The sequence below is a fragment of the Staphylococcus condimenti genome, from assembly GCF_001618885.1.
GTDB classification, from domain to species: domain Bacteria; phylum Bacillota; class Bacilli; order Staphylococcales; family Staphylococcaceae; genus Staphylococcus; species Staphylococcus condimenti.
Genome location: NZ_CP015114.1, coordinates 1,849,845 through 1,870,933, shown reverse-complemented (window position 1 = coordinate 1,870,933; position 21,089 = coordinate 1,849,845). Strand labels below are relative to the sequence as shown.

Below are 21,089 nucleotides of genomic sequence, written 5' to 3'. Positions count from 1 at the left end.
ATCACGTGTTGAAATAGATGTTGACGCACTTGTTGAATCCGCTGTGCTTAATGATGTACTTGCAATAACTGAGTCAGATTTGCTTTCAGATATAGATAAACTTTCGGATTTGCTTGTGCTTGTGACAACTGAGTCACTGATGGATTCGGATGCGCTTGCTGAAACACTGCTGCTCAATGATGTCGATGCGCTTGTTGAATCTGCTGTGCTCGTTGAAGCGCTTGTTGAGACTGCTTCAGACGCACTTTCTGATGCCGAATCACTCTGCGAAGTACTTTCACTGTACGAATCAGACATGCTTTCCGATGCTGCGACACTTATTGACTTGCTTGTACTCGCTGAAATCGAGTCGTTAATCGATGTTGAGTTGCTTGCTGAAATACTGTCGCTTAATGATGTCGACTTGCTTGTCGAATTCGCTTCGCTTGTCGATATACTTTCTGAGTTTGAAGTCGATACTGCTTCTGAATCAGATAAACTTTGCGAACTGCTTGCACTGTATGAATCAGATAAACTTTCTGACGCTGCGACACTTATTGACTTGCTTGTGCTCGCTGAAATCGAGTCGTTGATTGATGTCGATGTACTTGCTGAAATACTGCCGCTTAATGATGTCGACTTGCTTGTTGATTCGGCTTCACTTGTTGAAGTGCTTGTTGAGACTGCTTCAGATGCACTCTCTGATGCCGATGCACTTTGCGAAGTACTTTCACTGTACGAATCAGATAAACTTTCTGACGCTGCGACACTTGATGACTTGCTTGTGCTTGCGACAACTGAGTCGCTGATTGATGTTGAGGTACTAGCTGATATGCTTCCGCTCAATGATGTCGATTTGCTTGTCGAATCCGCTTCGCTTGTCGATGTACTTTCTGAGTTTGAAGTCGATACTGCTTCTGAATCAGATAAACTTTGCGAACTGCTTGCACTGTATGAATCAGATAAACTTTCTGACGCTGCGACACTTGATGACTTGCTTGTGCTTGCCGAGATCGAGTCTCTGATGGATTCTGATGTACTAGCTGAAATACTGTCGCTCAATGATGTCGACTTGCTTGTTGATTCGGCTTCACTTGTTGAAGTGCTTGTTGAGACTGCCTCTGATGCACTTTCGGATGCCGATGCACTTTGCGAAGTACTTTCGCTGTACGAATCAGATAAGCTTTCTGATTCTGCCAGGCTTTCTGACTTGCTTGTGCTCACTTCAATTGAGTCGCTGGTTGATTCAGATGTGCTGACTGCAATGCTGTCACTCAATGATACTGAAGTGCTTGTTGAAGTCGCTTTACTTGTTGATGCACTTATTGAATCTGACTCAGACACACTCGCTGATTTTGAAAGGCTTTGTGAACTGCTTTCACTATACGAATCAGATAAGCTTTCTGATGCTGCTACGCTTTCTGACTTGCTTGTACTTGCTGCAATCGAGTCGCTGATTGATGTTGACGTGCTGGTTGAAATACTGTCGCTCAATGATGTCGATAAGCTTTGTGAGTTCGCATCACTCGTTGAAGTACTTGCAGCGACTGATTCTGACTCACTCATTGAATCAGATGCACTGTCGGATAATTTTGTACTTAATGAACTTGAATCACTTAATGAGGTTGATGTACTTCCTGAAATGCTGCCACTCAATGATTCTGACTTGCTCACTGATGAAGCTGTACTTTCTGATGTACTTGTACTCACTGAAGCCGCTTCACTCACTGAAACTGATGCACTGTCCGAACTGCTGGCACTAATAGACTCTGATTTACTCGTTGAAGCTACAGTGCTCAATGAAGTGCTCGTACTAGCAGACATTGAATTACTGTCTGAAACTGATGCACTTTCTGATGCCTGTTCACTTAACACATTAGAAGTACTTGTTGAAGCCGACATGCTTTCAGATGTACTGGTACTAATTGAATTCGATTCCCTCAGTGATCCAGACTTGCTCTCTGACATTGACGTACTTAATGAACCAGATTCACTTTCAGATGCTGCAAGGCTCTCTGAAGTACTCGTACTGATTGAATTTGATGCCGCAATCGAGTTGCTGCTGCTTTCTGATGTACTTGTATTGATAGATGTAGATGTACTTTCTGAAATCGAAGTACTTGTTGAAGCACTTGTTGAAAGACTTGAGCTTGTTGATTCTGAATCCCTTGTTGAAACTGAAGTGCTCGCAGCTTTACTATCACTGATTGAACTTGATTCACTGACTGATTCTGCAGTACTTAGTGAAGCACTTTGACTCACTGAATCGGATGTACTTTCTGAACCAGAAATACTTGTTGAGTTGCTTTCACTCAATGATGTTGATTCACTCATAGATTCTGAGCTGCTTGTTGAAGTACTCATACTGATTTCAGTTGATTCGCTTTCAGATGCTGCAAGACTTGAAGATGTACTTGAACTAATTGATGTTGAAGTACTTGTTGAAGCATCTGTACTTAACGACGTACTTTCCTTTACAGAATCGGATGTACTTGCAGAAAGCGAGCTGCTTTTAGAAGTACTGCTGCTGATTGAATCCGATTCACTCATTGAAGCATCTGTACTTTCAGATTTACTAGTGCTAATAGATTCTGATTCACTTTCAGAAGCTGTGAGACTAGATGATGTACTTGCGCTTAATAAGTTAGAAGCACTTGTTGAAGCTGCTGTACTCAATGAAGTACTAGTACTTGCAGAGTCCGCTATACTTTGAGAAGCTGAAGCACTGTTTGAAACGCTTGTACTTGTCGCAATAGAATCACTTAATGATGTTGAGTTGCTTGTTGATAAGCTTGAGCTCATTGATTCTGAAGCTATTTTGCTTATTGATTCTGATTCGCTTAACGAAGTACTGCTGCTTGCGCTTTTAGATGCTGAAGTGCTAACTGACGCGCTTAAACTTTCACTTAATGATTCTGATGTACTTGTTGAAGCTGCTGTTGAAAGTGAACTGCTTGATGATACAGAACCACTTAATGAACTAGAATCGCTTAATGACGTTGAAGTACTTTCTGATGTACTACGTAATGACTCAGAAAGACTTTCTGACAATGAACGCTTTCAGAAGTTGATTCAACTGTACTTAATGAACTGCTTGTTGATTGTGAAGCAGCATCGGAATCACTTGTTGATGTGCTTTCTGACGTGCTTGTCGCAATAGAATCACTTAACGATTGTGATTTAGAACTGCTTGTCGAAATACTTTCTGAAGTTGATGCTGATATTGATGTTTGTTCAGATGTACTTGTTGATTGTGATGCAGCCGTGCTTTCTGATGTACTGATTGATTGTGAAAGACTGTCCGAAATACTTCCAGAAAGACTGGTAGAAAGCGAAGTACTTAATGCTTCTGACTCTGATGTACTTGTTGAAGTACTGCTTGATAATGAAGTAGATGTCGCTTCACTTAAAGACGTACTTGCTGCACTGCTTAAGGATTGCGATGTTGAAATCGAGTTTGATTCAACAACAGAATCACTTTTAGATGTCGAAGTTGAAGCTGAAGTTACTTCACTATCTGAAGTACTTGTTGATGTACTTGCTGATAAAGATCCACTTAATGATGCTGATTTCGAACTGCTTATTGATGTGCTTTCTGATGTGGATGCTGATGTTGATGTTTGTTCAGATGTACTCAATGAACTACTTGCTGATTGCGATGCTGAAATTGAGTTTGCTTTAGAAATCGAATCACTTTCAGAAGCTGATGTGCTTGCTGATATTGAATTGCTTTTTGATGTACTCGTTGCTTCACTTGCTGATGTTGAAGTTGATAGTGATTCAGCATTTGACGCACTTGTTGAACTGCTCAATGAACCTGATGTTGATAAAGACTGGCTTGCCGCATTTGACGCACTTGTTGATGCTGACTGTGAAGTCGCCATCGATTCACTATTAGATGTACTATTTGAAGTGCTTGTTGCAATCGAAGTGCTTAACGAACCAGAGTTAGAACTGCTTAATGATGTACTTGTCGATGTCGAAGTTGCTTCTGATGCTGCTATAGATCCACTTTTTGAGTTGCTCAATGATTCGGATGCTGCTGTAGAATCAGATAATGAAGCTGATTTACTTGTCGACTGTTGTATTGAAGTACTCAACGAACCACTTGTTACTTCAGAGTCAGATTTACTGGTACTGGTTGAAGTTGCAACACTACTGCTCGTTGAAGCTGAGGTGCTTTTTGATTGAGAATCCGCTATAATACTTGAGCTTGTTGATGTTGATACTGATGCTGCGCTTGTACTTGTTGATTGCACTATAGATGTACTTATCGATTGTGATTGTACTGGATCAGTCCCTGTAATTGTAGTCGTAAAGTAATTCACTTTTCCTATACTGCTATCATTTTGCGAAGCATAAGGTATGAATGTAAAAGATAAATCACCTTTAGGGTTTGTAATCGGCACAGTGAAGGTAGAGGTGATTCCGTAACCTTTGCTTTCGTTAAAAGGTGTAATTGTCGTAGATGGCCAACCATAACCATTACCGATTTTTGTCATTGGATTAGTATTAGGCGCAGGTGTCGATGCAAATGATGTCGGCGTTTTCCAAGAAGATAGACCTGATTGTACACTTGATGGAGTACCATATCCTGAACCTAAAGTAAGCATCGGCACTGTTGCTGTTCCCCATGTATTCATAGTTACCGTATTAGAAGCTAAACCTGGCGCTTCAATAGCATCCGTATTCGGATTATCGTATGTCACAGTATATACAAATGTCAATGTATTATTACCATTGTTTGTAATGGTTACATAATAATAAATCGGCACATTATTTACTTTATCTTTACCTGTTCCGATATAAGTTGAAGTAGTCGTCGTTGCAGCAGCTGCCATCGTAGTTACTTGGGGTGCTGCAGCTAACATTCTCACGCGTAACGGTGAATTAGACATACTTGTGCTTGTACTTGTTGATTGATTGACACTGCTTGAAGTACTGTTTGATAATGTTGTACTTTGTGTGCTGGTAGAATTAGCTTTTGTTGTATTTTCAGAACTTGCTGTACTTGCTTTATCTGAAGCAGACACGCTTTCAGATACAGTACTCTTTTCATTGGATGTTTTATCAGATGAAGAAGTCTCTGACTGTTTAGCATCTGTACTTTGAGAAGTTGCCGAACTACCTTTTGTTAAGTTTTCAGAATTCTTTTGCTCTTTGTTGATACTTGATTCACTTGTGCTTTGGCTTGATTCACTTTTTGAACTATCTGCTTTTCCACTATCAGAATCACTTATCGCATCAGATTTTGCAGTACTTGCTTCTGATTGACTCGCATCTTCAGCAGTGCTTTCTTTTTCAGAAGTACTTGTCGATTGTTTGTCTATTGAAGCAGACTGTGAAGACGAACTCGTTTCAGTTGATTGGCTATCTTTAGATTGGCTGCTTTCAGAAGTGGAAGCCACACTTTCTGACTGTGCAGATTCAACATTTTCAGAGTTACTGCTATCTGTATTTGTTGCGATTTCAGATTGACTTGATGTATCAGCAGTTTCACTTTCTGAACTTTCGACACTTGTACTTGTGTTTGAGGCACTTGTAGAGGACTTTGTCAGAGTTGCAGAATTTTGATTTGCTACTGTTTCACTAAAAGATGATAATTCAGAAGTAACCGGCGTTTCAGATGCTGCAAAAGCTTGGTGCCCATCAATTAAATTCATTGTTGCAAATGCGCCGCCGACCATTGCAGACTTTTTGATGAAATCTTTCTTCAAATCATCAGTTGTATCTACATCCATTTCTATTTTTTGTTCTTTTTCAATTGTTTTACGGCCAAAAGGCATTCCCATAATACGTAATAATTCAATATCCTTTAATCCAGCTTTTATCCAATGTTTGCCTGCTTTATAGAGTTTGAACCTTACTTTTTCTTCTCTTAAGCTTTGCTCCAATTTTTTATTTCTTTTAGACATTCATCACAATCCCCAATCTCTACTTAAAATCCATAGACACTCTTTGTTTCAAACCTTGTCCTTTTTTAATGCATTTATAAAAGATATAACGATTCCATGTATTTTACAACTATTTTCTTACGAAATTACAATTATTTTTTAAATTTACATGACTGCCATTCTGTTTCTCGTTTGAAAAATTTAACTTAATACATACTCATACATTATTAAATATTACACATTTGTTAAAACTTAAACATTTCCAAAAACGAAAAAATACAGATGAAACCACTTATTCTGAAGTGTTCCCATCTGTATTTAACTTTACTTAAATCCCTAGTAAAGATTTGATTGTAAATCCAATTATAATCGACACTGTGATAACGAAGAAACCTGGCACAATAAAACTTGTGGCTCGTGTTTGCTTTGTTTCATCAAGATCAACTGCAAATAATAATGTAGGTTGTGCAGGTATAACGAAATTGACATTCAAAGTCTGCACCATTGCTAAAAAGAAAGTCGGAGGAATACCGATGCTCATTAAAATCGGCAACATAATAGATGCTGTTGCTGATTGTGAAATAACTATAATGGTTACAAGTGATACCAAAATAATAACAAGCCAAGGCACATGTTCAATAATGCCTCCTATTTCTCGTGTCATAATTCGTTTATTTTGCGGCGCACTAAATATTGTGGCCCCGAGCCATCCTGGTCCAAGCACTGCAAATAACGCACCAATTGCAGATTGTGTAATATGTGAAGACAAAATATCACTCGTATTCAGTTTAACAAGTATCAAATTAACTGCTGCACTCGCATACATAAAGAGCTGCACAATATCTGTTGTTTGTAATTTAACTGTTTTTCCATCTACGTTAAAAGTCGGCACGAGATCTGAGAAAATACCAAAGACTAAGATACATGCTACACCTGTTAAAAATGCAGCAACGCCCAATTTTACGCGGCGAGAAAAATAAGGTTTGATATTTTCTTCTTCTAAATCACTTAATATATTTTCAGCAAACACACTGGGTTGAACATTTCGTTTACGTCCAACAAATGTGCAGTAAATACTAAGCGCTAACATACTAAGTAAAGCTGTCGGCATTACAATAGATAAATATTTCCCCATCGTAAGACCTGTAACAGCAAGTGTTGCAATAATATAAGCTGTAGCCGAAGCTGCCGGGCTGCATAATAACGCTAAGTTTGCAGTTAATACTGATGCGATAAGCGGGCGCTTCGGTTGAATTCCTGCTTTAGTTGCAGTTTTTGCAATAATCGGCTCTAATGATAATGCGATATTAGCTGTTCCGATACCAAATACAAATAAAAAGACAATCATCGGTGCAATAAAAATAATCGATTTAGGAAAGCGTTCAATTATTTTTGAAGCTAAATATACAAGATAATCGATACCGCCAGTTGCTTGCAAAGTTCCACCAGCAATACCAATAGATAAAATAATCAGCACAGCTGTAACTGGTGCAGATCCTGGCGGCAGACCAAAAATAAATATCATAATCAACTGGGCAACAATAGCAAAAATTCCGCAACCAAGCGCACCAGCAGTTCTAAGCCCCATAATAATGGCGAGTATCATAATCGTAATTTCCGTTATAAATAGGAACATGTTGACTCCTCACTTTTCCCTTCTGAACTTTGTGAAAAAATTCCCATACCCTAGTTTATCACGATGTCTGAAATTTCGGGATGCTATTTTTATTGCTAAATTCGACTATTTCATAACAATTTTTGTTTTACCCATCTCAATTTTTATAGCCATGTTCAAATAGAATTTAATTTAAATATTTAAAACATTAGTTGTAAATATAAGATACTTAATCAAACTATACTTCACACTTCGGTATGTTTTTACTTATATAAAGTTAGGGTAGCTAGTAAATAAGTGATTTAATCATATTAATGAAATTGAAAATTAATCATAGGGAAGGAACAGACAAATGAACGAAATTACTACTATTAAAAATGCGATTGAAAAATTATTTAAAGCAGAAAGCGGTTATAAAATTTCTAAAGCCGCAAAATTGCCTTATCAAACTGTACAAGATTTGCGAAATGGCACTACTAACCTAGAGGATGCTAAATTCAAAACAATTGTTAAACTTTATGAATACGCATCGACTAAAGATAAAGATTAAAATACCAGCATTCCTGAATCCAAACTTTCTATTTTTGTTCTTAAAAAAACTTTTCCCAAATAGCACACAGTAAAAACGGCCAGAGGTTCTTCCCTCGGCCGTTTGCTATTTAAAGTTTCAATTTTTGTAAAACACTTTGAGATATTCTTCTCAAAAATATTTAATACTGCTTATTTTCTATCCCAGTAACGCACTTTATCAAATGCTTTTACGATTGTATCTGGATTATCCGATACGAATACGCCAGGTGCATCAAGTTTAATTTTTTGATCTTGCAACTCATCTGCTGCTGCTTTATTAAAGATAATTGGTTTCTTATGTTTGAAGGCAAGTGCAGCAAATTCTTCAGCATCTGGCACTAAGCCATTGCCGTCAGACAATACTACTAGACTGTCAAATAAAGTTGAATGTGCAGTGTCGTACGTTTCATTCACTGTAATATCATCTGAAAGTTGTTTTTGTTGTTTACCGACAAATGCATAGTTTAAACCTTGAGATGCATATTCTTTTGCATATTGTTTCAATGTTTCTGGATCTATATCTCCATTAATCAATACTGCAACTGAGTGACCTGGTAATGGACGATTGTATTTTTCCATAGTCAATTGACTATCTTTTTTATCTGATTTTACTTCTTCATTTTCTTCTGGAACTGTAACGCCTACATTTTCAGCTACACGTTCAGCCAGTTCACGGTCAACTTTATTCAATTGATTCACTGCACGTTGGCGTACATCCATGCTCTTACATTTACCAATTTCAAATGAGAAACCATCTACAGTATGATCGTACTCTGGTTTCGTTAAGCTATTAAGATATAATTTTGCTTGTGAATAATAATCTTTAAAGCTTTCACTGCGTGTACGTACTTTGTGACCTTCAACACGTTCTGGATAATGTACGTAACCGCCTTGTGCTTTAGAACTTGTGAATGGACAATTACCTTCTAAACCATTGTTGTGATATGAAGTTTTATCTGTATGAATGTCCATTTGGTACATCGCGTCACGTTGATTATTGTGTACTTTATTCACTGGACGGTTAATAGGAATTTGATTGAAGTTAGGGCCGCCGAGACGTGAAATTTGTGTGTCTGTATAAGAGAAGAGACGTCCTTGTAAAAGTGGATCATCTGAGAAATCAATACCTGGAACTACATGTCCGGGGTGGAAAGCAATTTGTTCTATTTCATCGAAAACATTATCTACATTTCGATTCAATGTCATTTTACCTACAACTTTTACTGGGATTTCATCTTCTGGCCATAATTTAGTAGGGTCTAAGATATCAAAGTCAAAGTCGAATTCTTGATCTTCACGGATAATTTGAAGGCCTAATTCCCAAGCAGGATAGTCACCTTTTTCGATAGATTCATGTAAGTCTTTACGGTGGAAATCGATATCTTTACCTTGTAATGTCTGTGCTTCATCCCAAACTAATGATTCTAATCCATGTACTGGACGCCAATGGAATTTCACAAAGAAAGATTTTCCTTCAGCATTTACTAAACGGTACGTATGTACTCCGAATCCTTCAATTTGGCGGATGTTTTTCGGTATACCTCTGTCACTCATTACCCACATTGTGGTATGAGATGTTTCTGGGTTTTCTGCGAAGAAGTCCCAAAATGTATCGTGTGCCGAACCGCCTTGTGGAGTTTCAGTATCAGGTTCAGGTTTCACTGCATGAATCACATCCGGGAACTTAATTGCATCTTGTACAAAGAATACAGGGATATCATTACCTACTAAATCAAAGATACCTTCATCTGTATAAAATTTTGTCGCAAACCCGCGCACGTCACGCACAGTATCAGGTGAACCTTTCGAACCTTGTACTGTAGAAATACGTGTAAATACCGGTGTTTTCTTGCCTGGATGTGTTAAGAAATCGGCTAATGTATATTCTGATAAATCTTCATAAGCTTCGAATTTCCCATGCGCACCAAAGCCACGTGCATGCACAACACGTTCTGGAATACGTTCATGGTCAAAATGCATGATTTTTTCTCTGAAATGGAAGTCTTCTAATAAACTTGGTCCACGTTCTCCTGCTGTTAAAGTGAGTTCATCTTCGCTGACTTTTGTACCGTTATTCGTAGTCATCGGTTGGTCTTTACCATTTTTCTTAAATTGTTCTAACTGTTCAAGCTTTTTATTGTTATTTTCCTCTTTATTACTCAATGTAAATCCCCCTCACAATTTAATAAAAGTAGAACTGCCTTAATCTCTTCCCCATTTATATTTATATAAAACGAAATTTACATTTAAAACCATTTTCTATAATAAAAATATACAAAATTCAGAATGTGTGTAATATTTAAAAAGAACACTAAAAAACCCAGTTAGACTGGGTCAACATTCTAAATAAATATTTAATGCATGTATACTTCTGTTTTTTATTTTGTCTTTAATCGCTTAGTTCACTATCTTTTACATCCGTAATAAACATATGGCCTGGCGCATGAGTGATAATCAATTCTGGTTTAGCATCGAGCGCTACAGATTGCGGTGTTACTCCACATCCCCAAAATACCGGAACTTCATTTTCTTTAATTTTTACCGGTTCCCCGAAATTCGGTTTTTCTAGATCTTTAATACCGATGTCTGCTGGGTTGCCGATATGAATCGGAGTACCGTGAACATTTTTAAAGTGTGTCGTGATTTCTGTAGCACGAATCGCATCTTTCATTGTCATAGGACGCATGCTTACTGTAATATTACCGTCAAAGCGCCCAGCTGGTTCAGCAGGTATATTAGTAATATACATAGGTACATTGTGTCCTTCTTCAAGATGTCGTAATGGAATTCCTGCTTCTAACAATGCGTGTTCAAATGTAAAACTGCATCCAATTAAAAAGCTGACCATTTGATCATTAAATAAATGTTTAACATCCGTAGGTGTTTCAATAAGTTCCCCATTTTCATATACTCGATAGGCTCCTACATCTGTTGTAATATCTGCATCTTTACCATATTTTGAAAAATTGACTTCTCCTACTTCTGAAATATCAAGAAGTGGACAAGTTTTAGGATTTTTAAAACAGAACTTAAGAAAATCATAAGCGTAATCTAATGGTAGAATCACTACGTTAGCTTGTATATATCCCTTTGCCATACCGCTTGTATGTCCGGTCACTTTCTTATCTCTAATTAATTTACGTAGTGCGTGCGGTTCAATATTTTGTAAATCTGTCATATGCAAATATCCCCTTTATTTATCATTTGTACCATTTTATCAGATTCTAGAGGTATATAGTTAAAAAGTTGTAAGCGTTTTCTTAACATTCGACATATTGGTGTAACTTTTGCCTACTAATTAGTTGTTTAACTTTAATTTGCTATGGTATAATGTATTTGTAATAAAAAAGAGGATACTAGCTGTCACTAGCATCCTCTTAGTAAAGGCTCACAATTGATGGTTGTGAATACCAAACGAACCTTTTTGGTTTAGCTGATTAAGTTCTCCGAAAAACTTAATCAGCTTATTTTTTTGTCATGCGGCTTATAGCGGACATTATCAGTATAATCGCTAACACAATCGTTAGTAATGTATCTGCATTGATATTTATTTCTACCAATGTATGCATCACTATCACCCCTCTCTGTTGTCCAATTTAAGGGCCAGAGAGATACTCACAAAAAAGTGCAAGGTTCTTTACTCATGCAAATATTTTACCACCGCCGACCACAAATAGCCAACTTGTTGTTAGGCTAATTTGTAATATTTTTGCACTTTATTTGTTGCGGTAATGGTGTTTTCATGCTATGATTTATTTGTAATAAAAAAAGAGGATACTAGCTATCACTAGCATCCTCTGAGTAAAGGCTCACAACTCGTGCTTGTGAATACCAAACGAACCTTTTGGTTGGCTGATTAAGTTCTGCGAAAACTTAATCAGCTTATTTTTTTGTCATGCGGTTTATAGCGGACATTATCAGTATAATCGCTAACACAATCGTTAGTAATGTATCTGCATTGATATTTATTTCTACCAATGTATGCATCACTATCACCCCTCTCTGTTGTCCAATTTAAGACCCAGAGAGATACTCACAAAAAAGTGCAAGGTTCTTTACTCATGCAAATATTTTACCACCGCCGACCACAAATAGCCAACTTGTTGTTAGGCTAATTTGTAAGTTTTACACACTTTATACGTTGTGATAGTTGATCAGACAAATCGGGAAAACTCATCAAGTTCTTTAGTACTTGGTGGGTTTTCTTTCTTCTCCTTTTTCTTTGTTGAAAGCTAATCAACTACTTCTAATTCAAACTATCTTTCTGAAGTTCCATTATTTTACTTTCTATTAAAATTATTTTTTCAATTGATATTGATAATCTTTATCATTAAGTATAAAGTAAAGATAATTAATGATTAAGAGAGGTACATCCTATGTTTACAAATATGTTTGTTCTTGGTATCACTGGCCCCACGAGTTTAGTTGTAATTGCGATTATCGCACTAATTATTTTTGGACCTACAAAACTTCCTCAGTTCGGAAGAGCAATTGGATCAACTTTAAAAGAATTCAAATCTGCAGCTGAACACATTGACGATGATTCTCACGAGACACCCAGTAAACCCTCAGAATCTCAACGAAAAGAATCAACTAAATAATAGATATACAGATTCGGCATCAGAATCCTATCAGACAAATACAAACAGTTATACTTCAAGTTTGCTCGATCATTTTGGTGAATTACGCAGTCGCTTACTCAAAGCAGGAATTGCTTTTATTATTGCAGTTTTAATAATGTATATTTCATCACATTGGTGGATGCATCCGTTTATTCAAGAGATTAAACGCGGCAACATGGCATTACATGCATTTTCTTTTACTGAAATGATTCAAATCTATGTCATGATTATTTTCTTTGCAGCATTGCTGTTAGTATCACCTATTATTTTTTATCAATTATGGGCATTTATAGCGCCAGGTTTGCATGCAAATGAAAAAGGTTTTATCCGACGTTATAGCGCATTTTGTGCATTCTTTTTCTTACTAGGAATCTCATTTGCTTATTTTATCGGCTTTCCGTTGATTATTCATTTCTCAATGAATTTATCTGGCATTATGGATATTTCCCCTGTTATCGGTTTTAAGGAATATTTGTCAGAACTATTACGTTGGCTCCTCATCTTCGGATTATTATTCCAACTGCCAGTGCTTTTATTTGGATTAGCCAAATTTGGTTTAATCGATACGCATCAGTTATCCAAGTCGCGTAAATATGTTTACTTCGCATGCTTTGTCGGAGCCAGCATCGTTGCACCGCCAGATCTGATGCTGAATATTTTACTTACGATACCCCTGATATTATTATTCGAAGTCAGTATGATTATCGTAAAAATAACACAGTTACGTAATTCTGAAGCATTTCCTGAACATTAAAACAAACACCCGTCTTACACATTTAATTCGTGTAAAACGGGTGTTTGCTGTTTATAATTGTTTTCTTTTATTCGAATAATACGTATAGATTACGATAAGTGCTATAAAAATAAGTTGCGGTACTATTGTTTCCCATGTCGGATAGAATCCAATCCAACTCAATGTCGGCAAGTGTTCAATACCGTGACGCGGCACTGTATCAAGCAACTGCATTTTTTGAATGCTGACACCAAGCATTTTAAAGGCCATCACAAATATTAAGATAGATAGCACACGGAAAATATAACGAATCGGAATAAGACGGACAATATATCGGAATAATGCTGCAAATATTACGAGAATCACTAAAGCAATTCCAATACCTAAAATGAAGTCCTTAGCTGATACTTCTCCAATCATACCCATATAGAAAAGTATGACTTCTACACCTTCGCGCATAACTGAGATTAATCCTATTAGTCCTAACAAAGCCAAGCTGCGATTATTGGCTGCTTTATCATACATAGACTGCATCATCTGATTCCAACGTTGCGCATTTGATTTATTATGCATCCAAATACCTACTGCAAACATCAAGACAACAGCAACGATACCTAATACCGCTTCCATACCTTCTCTTAAAATCCCGCTATTTCCAAGTGTTTGGATAAACACAAACGCTAGTGCCAAACTCAAAACTAAACCAAATAAAGCACCGCCAATAACACTCGTTGTACCTTTCTTATCACCAGATTGACGCGTCATTGTGACTAATGCCATCACAATCAACAAAACTTCCAACCCTTCACGTAAGAAAATTACCATCACATCAAAAGCATTGTAACCTGACTTTCCGACAGTATCTTTAATATCTGAATTGATATCTGACAAACCATCTTTTACACGTTCTTTATTCGAGTCATCTAATATACTTTGATAATAAGGGATTTTATCTTCGATTGTCGTATATAAACTTGAATTTTTAGTTTGGATCTTACCTTCAACATAAGGCCAAATTTGAATAAACTTACCTAATGCTGCATCTGCTTTGTCCAAGTCATTATCATCAATTGCTTGAATCGCTTTATCCAGTTCATCATTCAATTGTGTTGCTTTATATTGTCCTTTTTCATCTGAAGATTGTTTTTTATTTACATTATCAATCCCTGATTTAAAAGTCTGCCAAGCTGTTTCAACTTTTTGCGTTTTTAAAGGTTCTTTTTCTACAGCAACACGCAATTGCATTAACGCAACTTCAATTTGACCATATTTATCTGCATCATAATTTCTGATAACCGTTTCATTACTTGTCCAAATTTGATTCAATTGCGCATTCAAAGCTTTCAATTGTGTTTGATCTTTTGCTTTGATGGCATCTTTCATTTCTTTATCTTTACCATCTACCGCATCTTGCAATTTTTTAATTTCTGCACCTGAGTTGCTGCTCTCTTGTGCATTTTCATAAGCAATCAAGGCTTTAGTCAAATCAGACATGTCAGCTGCTTTTTTCTTGTCAGAAGGTGTTTGATCTAATGCTTTTACTTCATCTTTAACCTTTTTTCCTGATTTGCTGTTATCAATTTTCAGTTTATCAATTTCAGTTTTCACCTTATCGACTGCTGCTTTTTTATCCGCTTCTGATTTATCTTTATCATTCAGCGTCTCTTTCGCATCAGAAATCGCAATATAAGCATCACTCATACTTGTTTCTGCCGCTTCACTTACCGATAACCCTTTCAGTGGCAACAAAAGTCCAAGTAGAGCGATACACATTGCTATTTTAACTAAATAATGTCTCACCCAGATATCCTCCCTTTTTCACCCCGGGAAGAATAAGGAAAAGTCCCGAACCTCGATGGGTGATATATTCATTCAACTTGTCTTTATGTCCTAAATGATTCTGGATGTCGATAAATTGCTGCGGTGATTTTTGGAAACATAAAAAGAGTAATCCTGTATTAAGTGCCCCTGTATCTTCATTCGTGCCGTCCATATAATTATAAGCACGGCGTAAAATAGATGTCTTTGCTTCTTTAGCTAAACGCGCATGAGCATCAGCTGGAATAACTGGCTGTCCTGCACTATCTTTAGCTTTTAAATCCATCTCGTCAAATTCTTTTTTCTTGCCGAGCGGTGCACCGCTATGACGATAACGTCCAAACGTTGCTTCTTGTTCATCTAATGATGTCCTATCCCATGTCTCAATATGAATTTGGATTTTACGTGCGATACAATAAGTCGCATTTTTAGCCCATCCTTCATTTTTAAAGACATAATCTTTAAATTCATCATTACTGCGCGGATTGACAGTGCCATCTTTAAAGGCCATTAGATTTCTAGGTGTTTCTTTCGGTTTTCCTGAAACAAAACCTGTTTGAGACCATTTTACTTGGATTAAATCACGGAACGGACGAATCAAATTGTGTATAGCATGAAAAGCAACTTGCTGATCATTTGCACATGCTTGAATCATAATATCTCCGCCTGTTAAATCCTTATCCAGCTGATCATTCGGGAAATGAGGCAAGTCTTTAAAATCAGATGGAATCTTACTAGACAATCCGATCTTTTTCATAAATGATTTGCTGACACCAAAAGTCAATGTCAGTTTGCTCGCACCCAATCCGACTGCTTCGCCTGTATCTTCAGGCGGCAGCAAACTATTTTTTGTAGATTTTCCGATTAACGAACCACCCATCATTTTGACGCTCATTTTTGTCCACTCTTTAAACATTTCTTGAATAGCAGCTTTATCTTTGCTTTTTAAATCAATCACTGCAAAATTAATATTTTTCTGTGAAGGCGTTGTAATACCTGGTTGCACTTTCCCATAAAATTCATATGCATCGTTATCTTTATCTTCAGGTGTATCAAACATCGACTTGAAAGAGAAAATACCGCCGACACCACTTGCGCCGATTACCGCTCCTGCACCGCCGATGCCTAACATTTTCAGAAAGGAACGACGTGAAACTTCATTACCTTCATGCTTGTCTTGTGTCATTCTGTAACCACAGCCATCTTACTTAACGGTTCACCTAATGCATTCACAGCATCTGATAAAGCTTTACGGTCTTCTTTTGTTACTTTTTCATATGAAGCATAACCATCGCCTTCTTTATATTTATCAAGCAATTGATTAACTTTATCAAAATCCTTTTGAATCGTTTCGCTTAATTCTTTATCTTTTTTATTCAAAATCGGTTTGAAGAGTTCATAAATTTTTTGTGCCCCTTCAATATTTGCTTTGAAGTCATATAAGTCCGTATGAGAATAGATTTCTTCTTCTCCTGTGATTTTCGAAGTTGAAACTTCATTTAATAAATCGACAGATCCTTGTAACATCAATTTCGGTGTAATATCTAAAGTATCTGCTTTTGCATCTAATTCCTTCGCATCTTTTAATAATTGGTCTGCATCTTTATCTGTTTGTGCGTTCAATTGATTATCTTCATATAATGCTTTTTCAATTTTATGATAACCTGTCCATTCGTTTTCTTTATTTTCCTCTTTCATATCAGCTAGACGTGCATCAATTTTCGGATCTAAGTCCCCGAAAGATTCAGCAACAGGTTCAGAACGTTCATAATACATACGTACTTTCGGATAAAGCTCTTTTGCTTTTTCTGTATCTTTATCTTTCACAGCTTTTGTAAATTCTTCTGTCCCTTTTAAGAATTCATCCAATTGGTTATCTGTGTATTTTTTGTATTCTGTTGTCGCAGTTTTAAGTTCTTTTTTATTTTCTGAAGATGATTTAGAATCTGTTTTTTTATCGTTAGAATCACTGTTTCCATTTCCGCACCCTGCTAATAAAATCGATGTTGCTAATAAAACTGATGTTACTTTTTTCATATCGTCACCTCTTATTTTTTCAACTTCCCAATTTAATTTATGTAACTGAAATTGATAATCGTTATCAATTTAATTATAAATTGAGCAATAGAGGGTGTCAATATAATTTAAAAACATATTCAATCTATTATTTTTTTAAATTCTATCAGAAAAAGAAACCCTTTGAGAACCGACTATGAATGGAAGTTGTATTGACATGAAATAAATATATTAGAAGATAATTAAAGCGTTGATATTTAAAAAGTAAAAGGTAATAAATAAACACCCAAAAAATCGGATTGTTAGTTCCAACTTTTTGGATGTTTATCATTTTAGAAGTTTCCTTCATTTTATATGAGTTTTTTATTGTTTGATTAGCGGGTTCGCTTTATAACCCTAGTTTCTTTTTATATAGGTTAAGCATTATTTTCAACATAAGTGGATTCTTTTGCTTTCTTTTTACTTTTCAGTAAGAAGACACTGAAGAATGCGATGATTGCAATAATGACAGTGAACCAAAAAGCTGCATGGTAACCATTCAACATTGCGTCTTTAGCAATGGCTGCTTTAATTTCTTTAGGTGCCATACCTTTGTAATCTGCCATGTCTGGTTTAAATGCTTTTGCATAATGACTCATAATTGTAAATAGAATCGCTGTACCGATTGAAGCAGAAATTTGCTGTACAGTATTCGTCATTGAAGAACCATGTGCATTCATTTGATGAGGCAGCTGATTCATAGTATGTGTCATCAATGGCATTAATCCGAGCGCAATACCGATCATACGAATAGCATAAACTGTCGATAACATCACTGTTGAAGTGTGTTCATCCATAAATACAAAATAAGATGTCGTGATTACAACAATCCCCATACCGATAAACGCTAAAATTTTTGCACCGAACTTTTCAAATAGCAATCCAGAAAAGACAGACATAAAGCCCATCACAATAGCACCTGGCAAAAGCGTTAATCCAGATTCTAAAGCAGGTTTACCCATAATATTCTGCACAAAAATCGGCAAGACCGTTTCAGAACCAATCATAGCAATCATCGTCAATGCCATAATTAAAATCCCTACTGCGAACTGACCTTCTTTAAATACACGGAAATCAAGCAATGGCGTTTTAAGACGTGTTTGACGGAAGATAAAGAGTACGACCATCACGAGACCGCCTAAAATAGTTGTAAGGACAATCGGGTCATCCCATCCGTCTCTAGAAATCGAACTTGTTCCATATAAAAGTCCCCCGAATCCGAGCACTGAAAGTACAATAGAAATCAGATCAATGGGTACTTTGCGAGTTGTTCCTACATTTTTAACAAACTTCAAGCTCAGTAAGAAAGTCAACGCTGCGATTGGTGTAACAACATGGAATAAAGAACGCCAATCATAATATTCTACAAGATAACCTGATAAAGTGGGTCCGATTGCTGGAGCTAATCCGATAACTAAACCAAATATCCCCATATATTTACCACGTTCATGCGGTTCGAAGATATCAAGAATGGTTGTCATCATTAAAGGCATCATAATACCTGAACCTAAGGCTTGTACAATACGTGCAACTAGTAAAACTGTAAAGTTCGGGCTGAAACCTGCCACAACTGTACCGATTAAGAATATAAGAATTGCAGTTAAAAAGACCTGACGCGTACTATAACGTTGAATAATCATAGCAGATAATGGGATTACAACACCATTTGTAAGTAAGAAGGCCGTTGTCAGCCATTGTACTTGAGTATATTCGATATTGAAATCTTTCATAATACTCGGTAATGCAGTTGCTAATAAGGTTTCATTCAACAAACCGAAGAATCCGCCTAAAAGCATGGTTACAATCATGATTAATTTTGATTTTAAAGACATATTTCATCTCCCTTTATTTATTACTTTACTTTCGTTTCTCTTTTTTAGCATGCCCTTAATCATAACACAATTAAAATTGAGTAGTCTTTAAGTTTGTTTGTGAATTTTATCAAGTGACATACATAACAGGATTACTTTTTTATAAAAGCATAAAAAAGACAGACGCCCTCACGTCTGTCTTAATCATATTTACTTATGAAGCTGATTCTCTTTGGCGTTCTGCTTCTCTTCCTGTTTCAATCAGTTTCAACTTATAATCACCGATTGTACGCAAACCGCCGCCTTCTTTAATAATGATATGGTCTTGCGTAATTTCAGTCGGACTTTCAACGCCAACCGCCGCTGCTAAATTAAACAAGCCTTCATGCATGCTCGTAATATAATTCGTAACACGGTAGTTTTTCTCGCTCACTATCAAACCTTTTTCTAATTTAGGGTTTGTTGTTGCTACACCAACTGGGCAGGTATTCATATGACATTGTTGACTCATAATACAGCCGACACTGATCATCATGCCTCGTGCTACATTGACTAAATCTGCACCTAAACCAAGCGCGATCGCAACTTTATCCGGTGTGACTAACTTACCAGAAGCGAAGATTTTAACATGATTGCGTATACCGTATTTTTCCAGCATGCCAGACACAATTGGCAATGCAGTAAATAATGGTAAGCCAACACCATCTTGTAATTCCTGGAATGTTGCTCCAGTACCGCCTTCACCACCATCAACTGTGATAAAGTTTGGATATTCTTTACGTTTTGCCATTGTTTTAACAAGTTCTTCGATTTCTGTTACTTTACTAACTACAATTTTGAAACCTACTGGTTTTTGACCCATTTCTTGAAGCTCTGTCACAAAATCCAACAAATCATCATTATTATGAATGAAGTCGAAACGGTTCGGTGAATTAATTGTTTTACCAGGTTCTACATGGCGGATTTTCGCAATTTCTTCTGTGACTTTCTCACCTTCCATGTGGCCTCCACGTGTTTTAGCGCCTTGTGCTAATTTGATTTCAAACGCCTTGACTTGGTCTCTTTTAGCTAAAGTCTTGAATGCTTTAGGATCAAATTTCGCATCAGGTGTACGCACACCAAATAATCCAGGCCCAATTTGGAAAATGATGTCGCCGCCACCTTTTAAATGGTGATTGGATAAGCCGCCCTCACCGGTATTCATCCAAGTACCTGCACGTCCTAAGCCGATTGACAATGCAGTAATCGCATTTTCACCTAATGCACCATAACTCATCCCAGATTGACCCACAAGACGTTTCACTTTGTATGGATGTTCTAGGTTTTCGCCGAGTACAACTGCATCTTCATCAGATAAGTAAAATGGATCTACCTTATCTTCAACGCGATGTTCCTCGCGGTCAAACAAACGTTCATTATCAATTTTGTAAATAAAAGTTGAAATCATACCTGTTTGGTCAATACGCAACTCTGAAGCTTGTTTTGGAAACATTGTATTTTGAACATAAAACCCATCTTCATAATCGTACTCTGTTCCGAAACTTGCCATGCGAGATTTATACTTTCCTGCTTTCACAATGCTTGTATACTGACTACGAGAAAACGGTTTGCCTTTCGTATCATCAGAAAACAAATATTGACGCAATTCCGGTCCGATTTTTTCAAAAAAGTAACGAACTCGAGCTAATACTGGATAATTTCTTAATACACTATGTTGTTGTTGTCTTTTATCTTTAAACAATAAAACTAGTGCTGTGATAATAACAGCTAAAAGTGCACCTACTAAAATCGTGTTGATAATAAATTGAAGCACTGTAAGCACAATCATATTAGACTCCCCTTTCTCTCTATATCTTGCCCGTTTCAATCAGCGACCCTCACCGCTTTACGCGTTCACAATCTAATTGTATCCCAATTGTACGATAAAAATGAAAGCGTTTCATCCTTAATCACCAATTTCTTGCCTTCAATATCATTGTAAAATGTTATCAG

Annotated in this window: 14 protein-coding genes; 5 read left to right on the top strand and 9 right to left on the bottom strand. The window is 36.7% G+C overall.

The window, feature by feature from the left end; genetic code table 11:
* The first annotated feature begins 43 nt into the window (after positions 1–43).
* Both A4G25_RS13065 and A4G25_RS09155 read left to right on the top strand, forming a co-directional pair.
* Complete coding sequence (locus tag A4G25_RS13065; RefSeq protein ID WP_052766719.1) at positions 44–2,236, top strand: hypothetical protein; 2,193 nt, start codon at positions 44–46, stop codon at positions 2,234–2,236.
* Positions 2,237–2,281: 45 nt separating this feature from the next.
* Complete coding sequence (locus A4G25_RS09155) at positions 2,282–2,692, top strand: hypothetical protein (RefSeq protein ID WP_052766720.1); 411 nt, start codon at positions 2,282–2,284, stop codon at positions 2,690–2,692.
* A gap of 277 nt (positions 2,693–2,969) precedes the next feature.
* Here A4G25_RS09155 and A4G25_RS09150 read toward each other — a convergent pair whose 3' ends face one another.
* Together A4G25_RS09150 and A4G25_RS09145 are read right to left on the bottom strand one after the other, a co-directional pair.
* Positions 2,970–5,894, bottom strand: a complete 2,925-nt coding sequence (locus A4G25_RS09150; RefSeq protein WP_052766721.1) for a KxYKxGKxW signal peptide domain-containing protein — start codon at positions 5,892–5,894, stop codon at positions 2,970–2,972.
* Positions 5,895–6,201: 307 nt separating this feature from the next.
* On the bottom strand, positions 6,202–7,509 hold the full coding sequence (locus A4G25_RS09145) for an anaerobic C4-dicarboxylate transporter family protein (RefSeq protein WP_047130917.1): 1,308 nt from the start codon (positions 7,507–7,509) through the stop codon (positions 6,202–6,204).
* 331 nt (positions 7,510–7,840) lie between these two features.
* Between A4G25_RS09145 and A4G25_RS09140 the strand changes: the two genes are divergently transcribed.
* A complete protein-coding gene (locus A4G25_RS09140) occupies positions 7,841–8,038 on the top strand; it encodes a hypothetical protein (RefSeq protein WP_047130918.1) in 198 nt (65 codons plus the stop codon).
* Positions 8,039–8,208: 170 nt separating this feature from the next.
* On the opposite strand, the gene A4G25_RS09135 is transcribed toward A4G25_RS09140, so the two are convergent.
* A complete protein-coding gene (locus A4G25_RS09135) occupies positions 8,209–10,143 on the bottom strand; it encodes a catalase (protein WP_047130958.1) in 1,935 nt (644 codons plus the stop codon).
* 304 nt (positions 10,144–10,447) lie between these two features.
* Complete coding sequence (locus A4G25_RS09130) at positions 10,448–11,236, bottom strand: putative hydro-lyase (RefSeq protein ID WP_047130919.1); 789 nt, start codon at positions 11,234–11,236, stop codon at positions 10,448–10,450.
* 1,198 nt (positions 11,237–12,434) lie between these two features.
* Between A4G25_RS09130 and tatA the strand changes: the two genes are divergently transcribed.
* Positions 12,435–12,659: a twin-arginine translocase TatA/TatE family subunit gene (gene tatA, locus A4G25_RS09125; RefSeq protein WP_047130920.1), complete on the top strand. Its 225-nt coding sequence runs from the start codon at positions 12,435–12,437 to the stop codon at positions 12,657–12,659.
* A 61-nt stretch (positions 12,660–12,720) separates the two neighbouring features.
* A complete protein-coding gene (gene tatC / locus A4G25_RS09120) occupies positions 12,721–13,434 on the top strand; it encodes a twin-arginine translocase subunit TatC (RefSeq protein ID WP_047130921.1) in 714 nt (237 codons plus the stop codon).
* 51 nt (positions 13,435–13,485) lie between these two features.
* Here the strand turns inward: tatC and A4G25_RS09115 are convergent, their stop codons facing one another.
* From A4G25_RS09115 to A4G25_RS09095, 5 genes are all read right to left on the bottom strand, one after another.
* Positions 13,486–15,213 carry an FTR1 family protein gene (locus tag A4G25_RS09115; protein WP_047130922.1) on the bottom strand — a complete coding sequence of 576 codons (1,728 nt, stop codon included), beginning with the start codon at positions 15,211–15,213 and terminating at the stop codon, positions 13,486–13,488.
* Positions 15,194–16,417 (bottom strand): iron uptake transporter deferrochelatase/peroxidase subunit, encoded by a 1,224-nt coding sequence (gene efeB, locus A4G25_RS09110; protein WP_047130923.1) that lies wholly within the window; start codon positions 16,415–16,417, stop codon positions 15,194–15,196. Before efeB ends, A4G25_RS09115 begins: the two co-directional genes overlap by 20 nt.
* Positions 16,414–17,268, bottom strand: coding sequence for an iron uptake system protein EfeO (efeO, locus tag A4G25_RS09105; protein WP_047130924.1), 855 nt, complete (start codon positions 17,266–17,268; stop codon positions 16,414–16,416). Before efeO ends, efeB begins: the two co-directional genes overlap by 4 nt.
* Positions 17,269–17,663: 395 nt before the next feature.
* Positions 17,664–19,118 carry an MDR family MFS transporter gene (locus tag A4G25_RS09100; protein ID WP_047130925.1) on the bottom strand — a complete coding sequence of 485 codons (1,455 nt, stop codon included), beginning with the start codon at positions 19,116–19,118 and terminating at the stop codon, positions 17,664–17,666.
* A gap of 193 nt (positions 19,119–19,311) precedes the next feature.
* Positions 19,312–20,925: an FMN-binding glutamate synthase family protein gene (locus A4G25_RS09095; protein WP_047130926.1), complete on the bottom strand. Its 1,614-nt coding sequence runs from the start codon at positions 20,923–20,925 to the stop codon at positions 19,312–19,314.
* Positions 20,926–21,089 lie beyond the last annotated feature (164 nt).

Bases quoted from the DNA above. Each gene is read 5' to 3' on its own strand.
- A4G25_RS09140 (WP_047130918.1), top strand. From the start codon at position 7,841: ATGAACGAAATTACTACTATTAAAAATGCGATTGAAAAATTATTTAAA.
- efeB (WP_047130923.1), bottom strand. From the start codon at position 16,417: ATGACACAAGACAAGCATGAAGGTAATGAAGTTTCACGTCGTTCCTTT.
- tatA (WP_047130920.1), top strand. From the start codon at position 12,435: ATGTTTACAAATATGTTTGTTCTTGGTATCACTGGCCCCACGAGTTTA.
- A4G25_RS09130 (WP_047130919.1), bottom strand. From the start codon at position 11,236: ATGACAGATTTACAAAATATTGAACCGCACGCACTACGTAAATTAATT.
- A4G25_RS09095 (WP_047130926.1), bottom strand. From the start codon at position 20,925: ATGATTGTGCTTACAGTGCTTCAATTTATTATCAACACGATTTTAGTA.
- A4G25_RS09150 (WP_052766721.1), bottom strand. From the start codon at position 5,894: ATGTCTAAAAGAAATAAAAAATTGGAGCAAAGCTTAAGAGAAGAAAAA.
- A4G25_RS09100 (WP_047130925.1), bottom strand. From the start codon at position 19,118: ATGTCTTTAAAATCAAAATTAATCATGATTGTAACCATGCTTTTAGGC.
- A4G25_RS09145 (WP_047130917.1), bottom strand. From the start codon at position 7,509: ATGTTCCTATTTATAACGGAAATTACGATTATGATACTCGCCATTATT.
- A4G25_RS09135 (WP_047130958.1), bottom strand. From the start codon at position 10,143: ATGACTACGAATAACGGTACAAAAGTCAGCGAAGATGAACTCACTTTA.
- efeO (WP_047130924.1), bottom strand. From the start codon at position 17,268: ATGAAAAAAGTAACATCAGTTTTATTAGCAACATCGATTTTATTAGCA.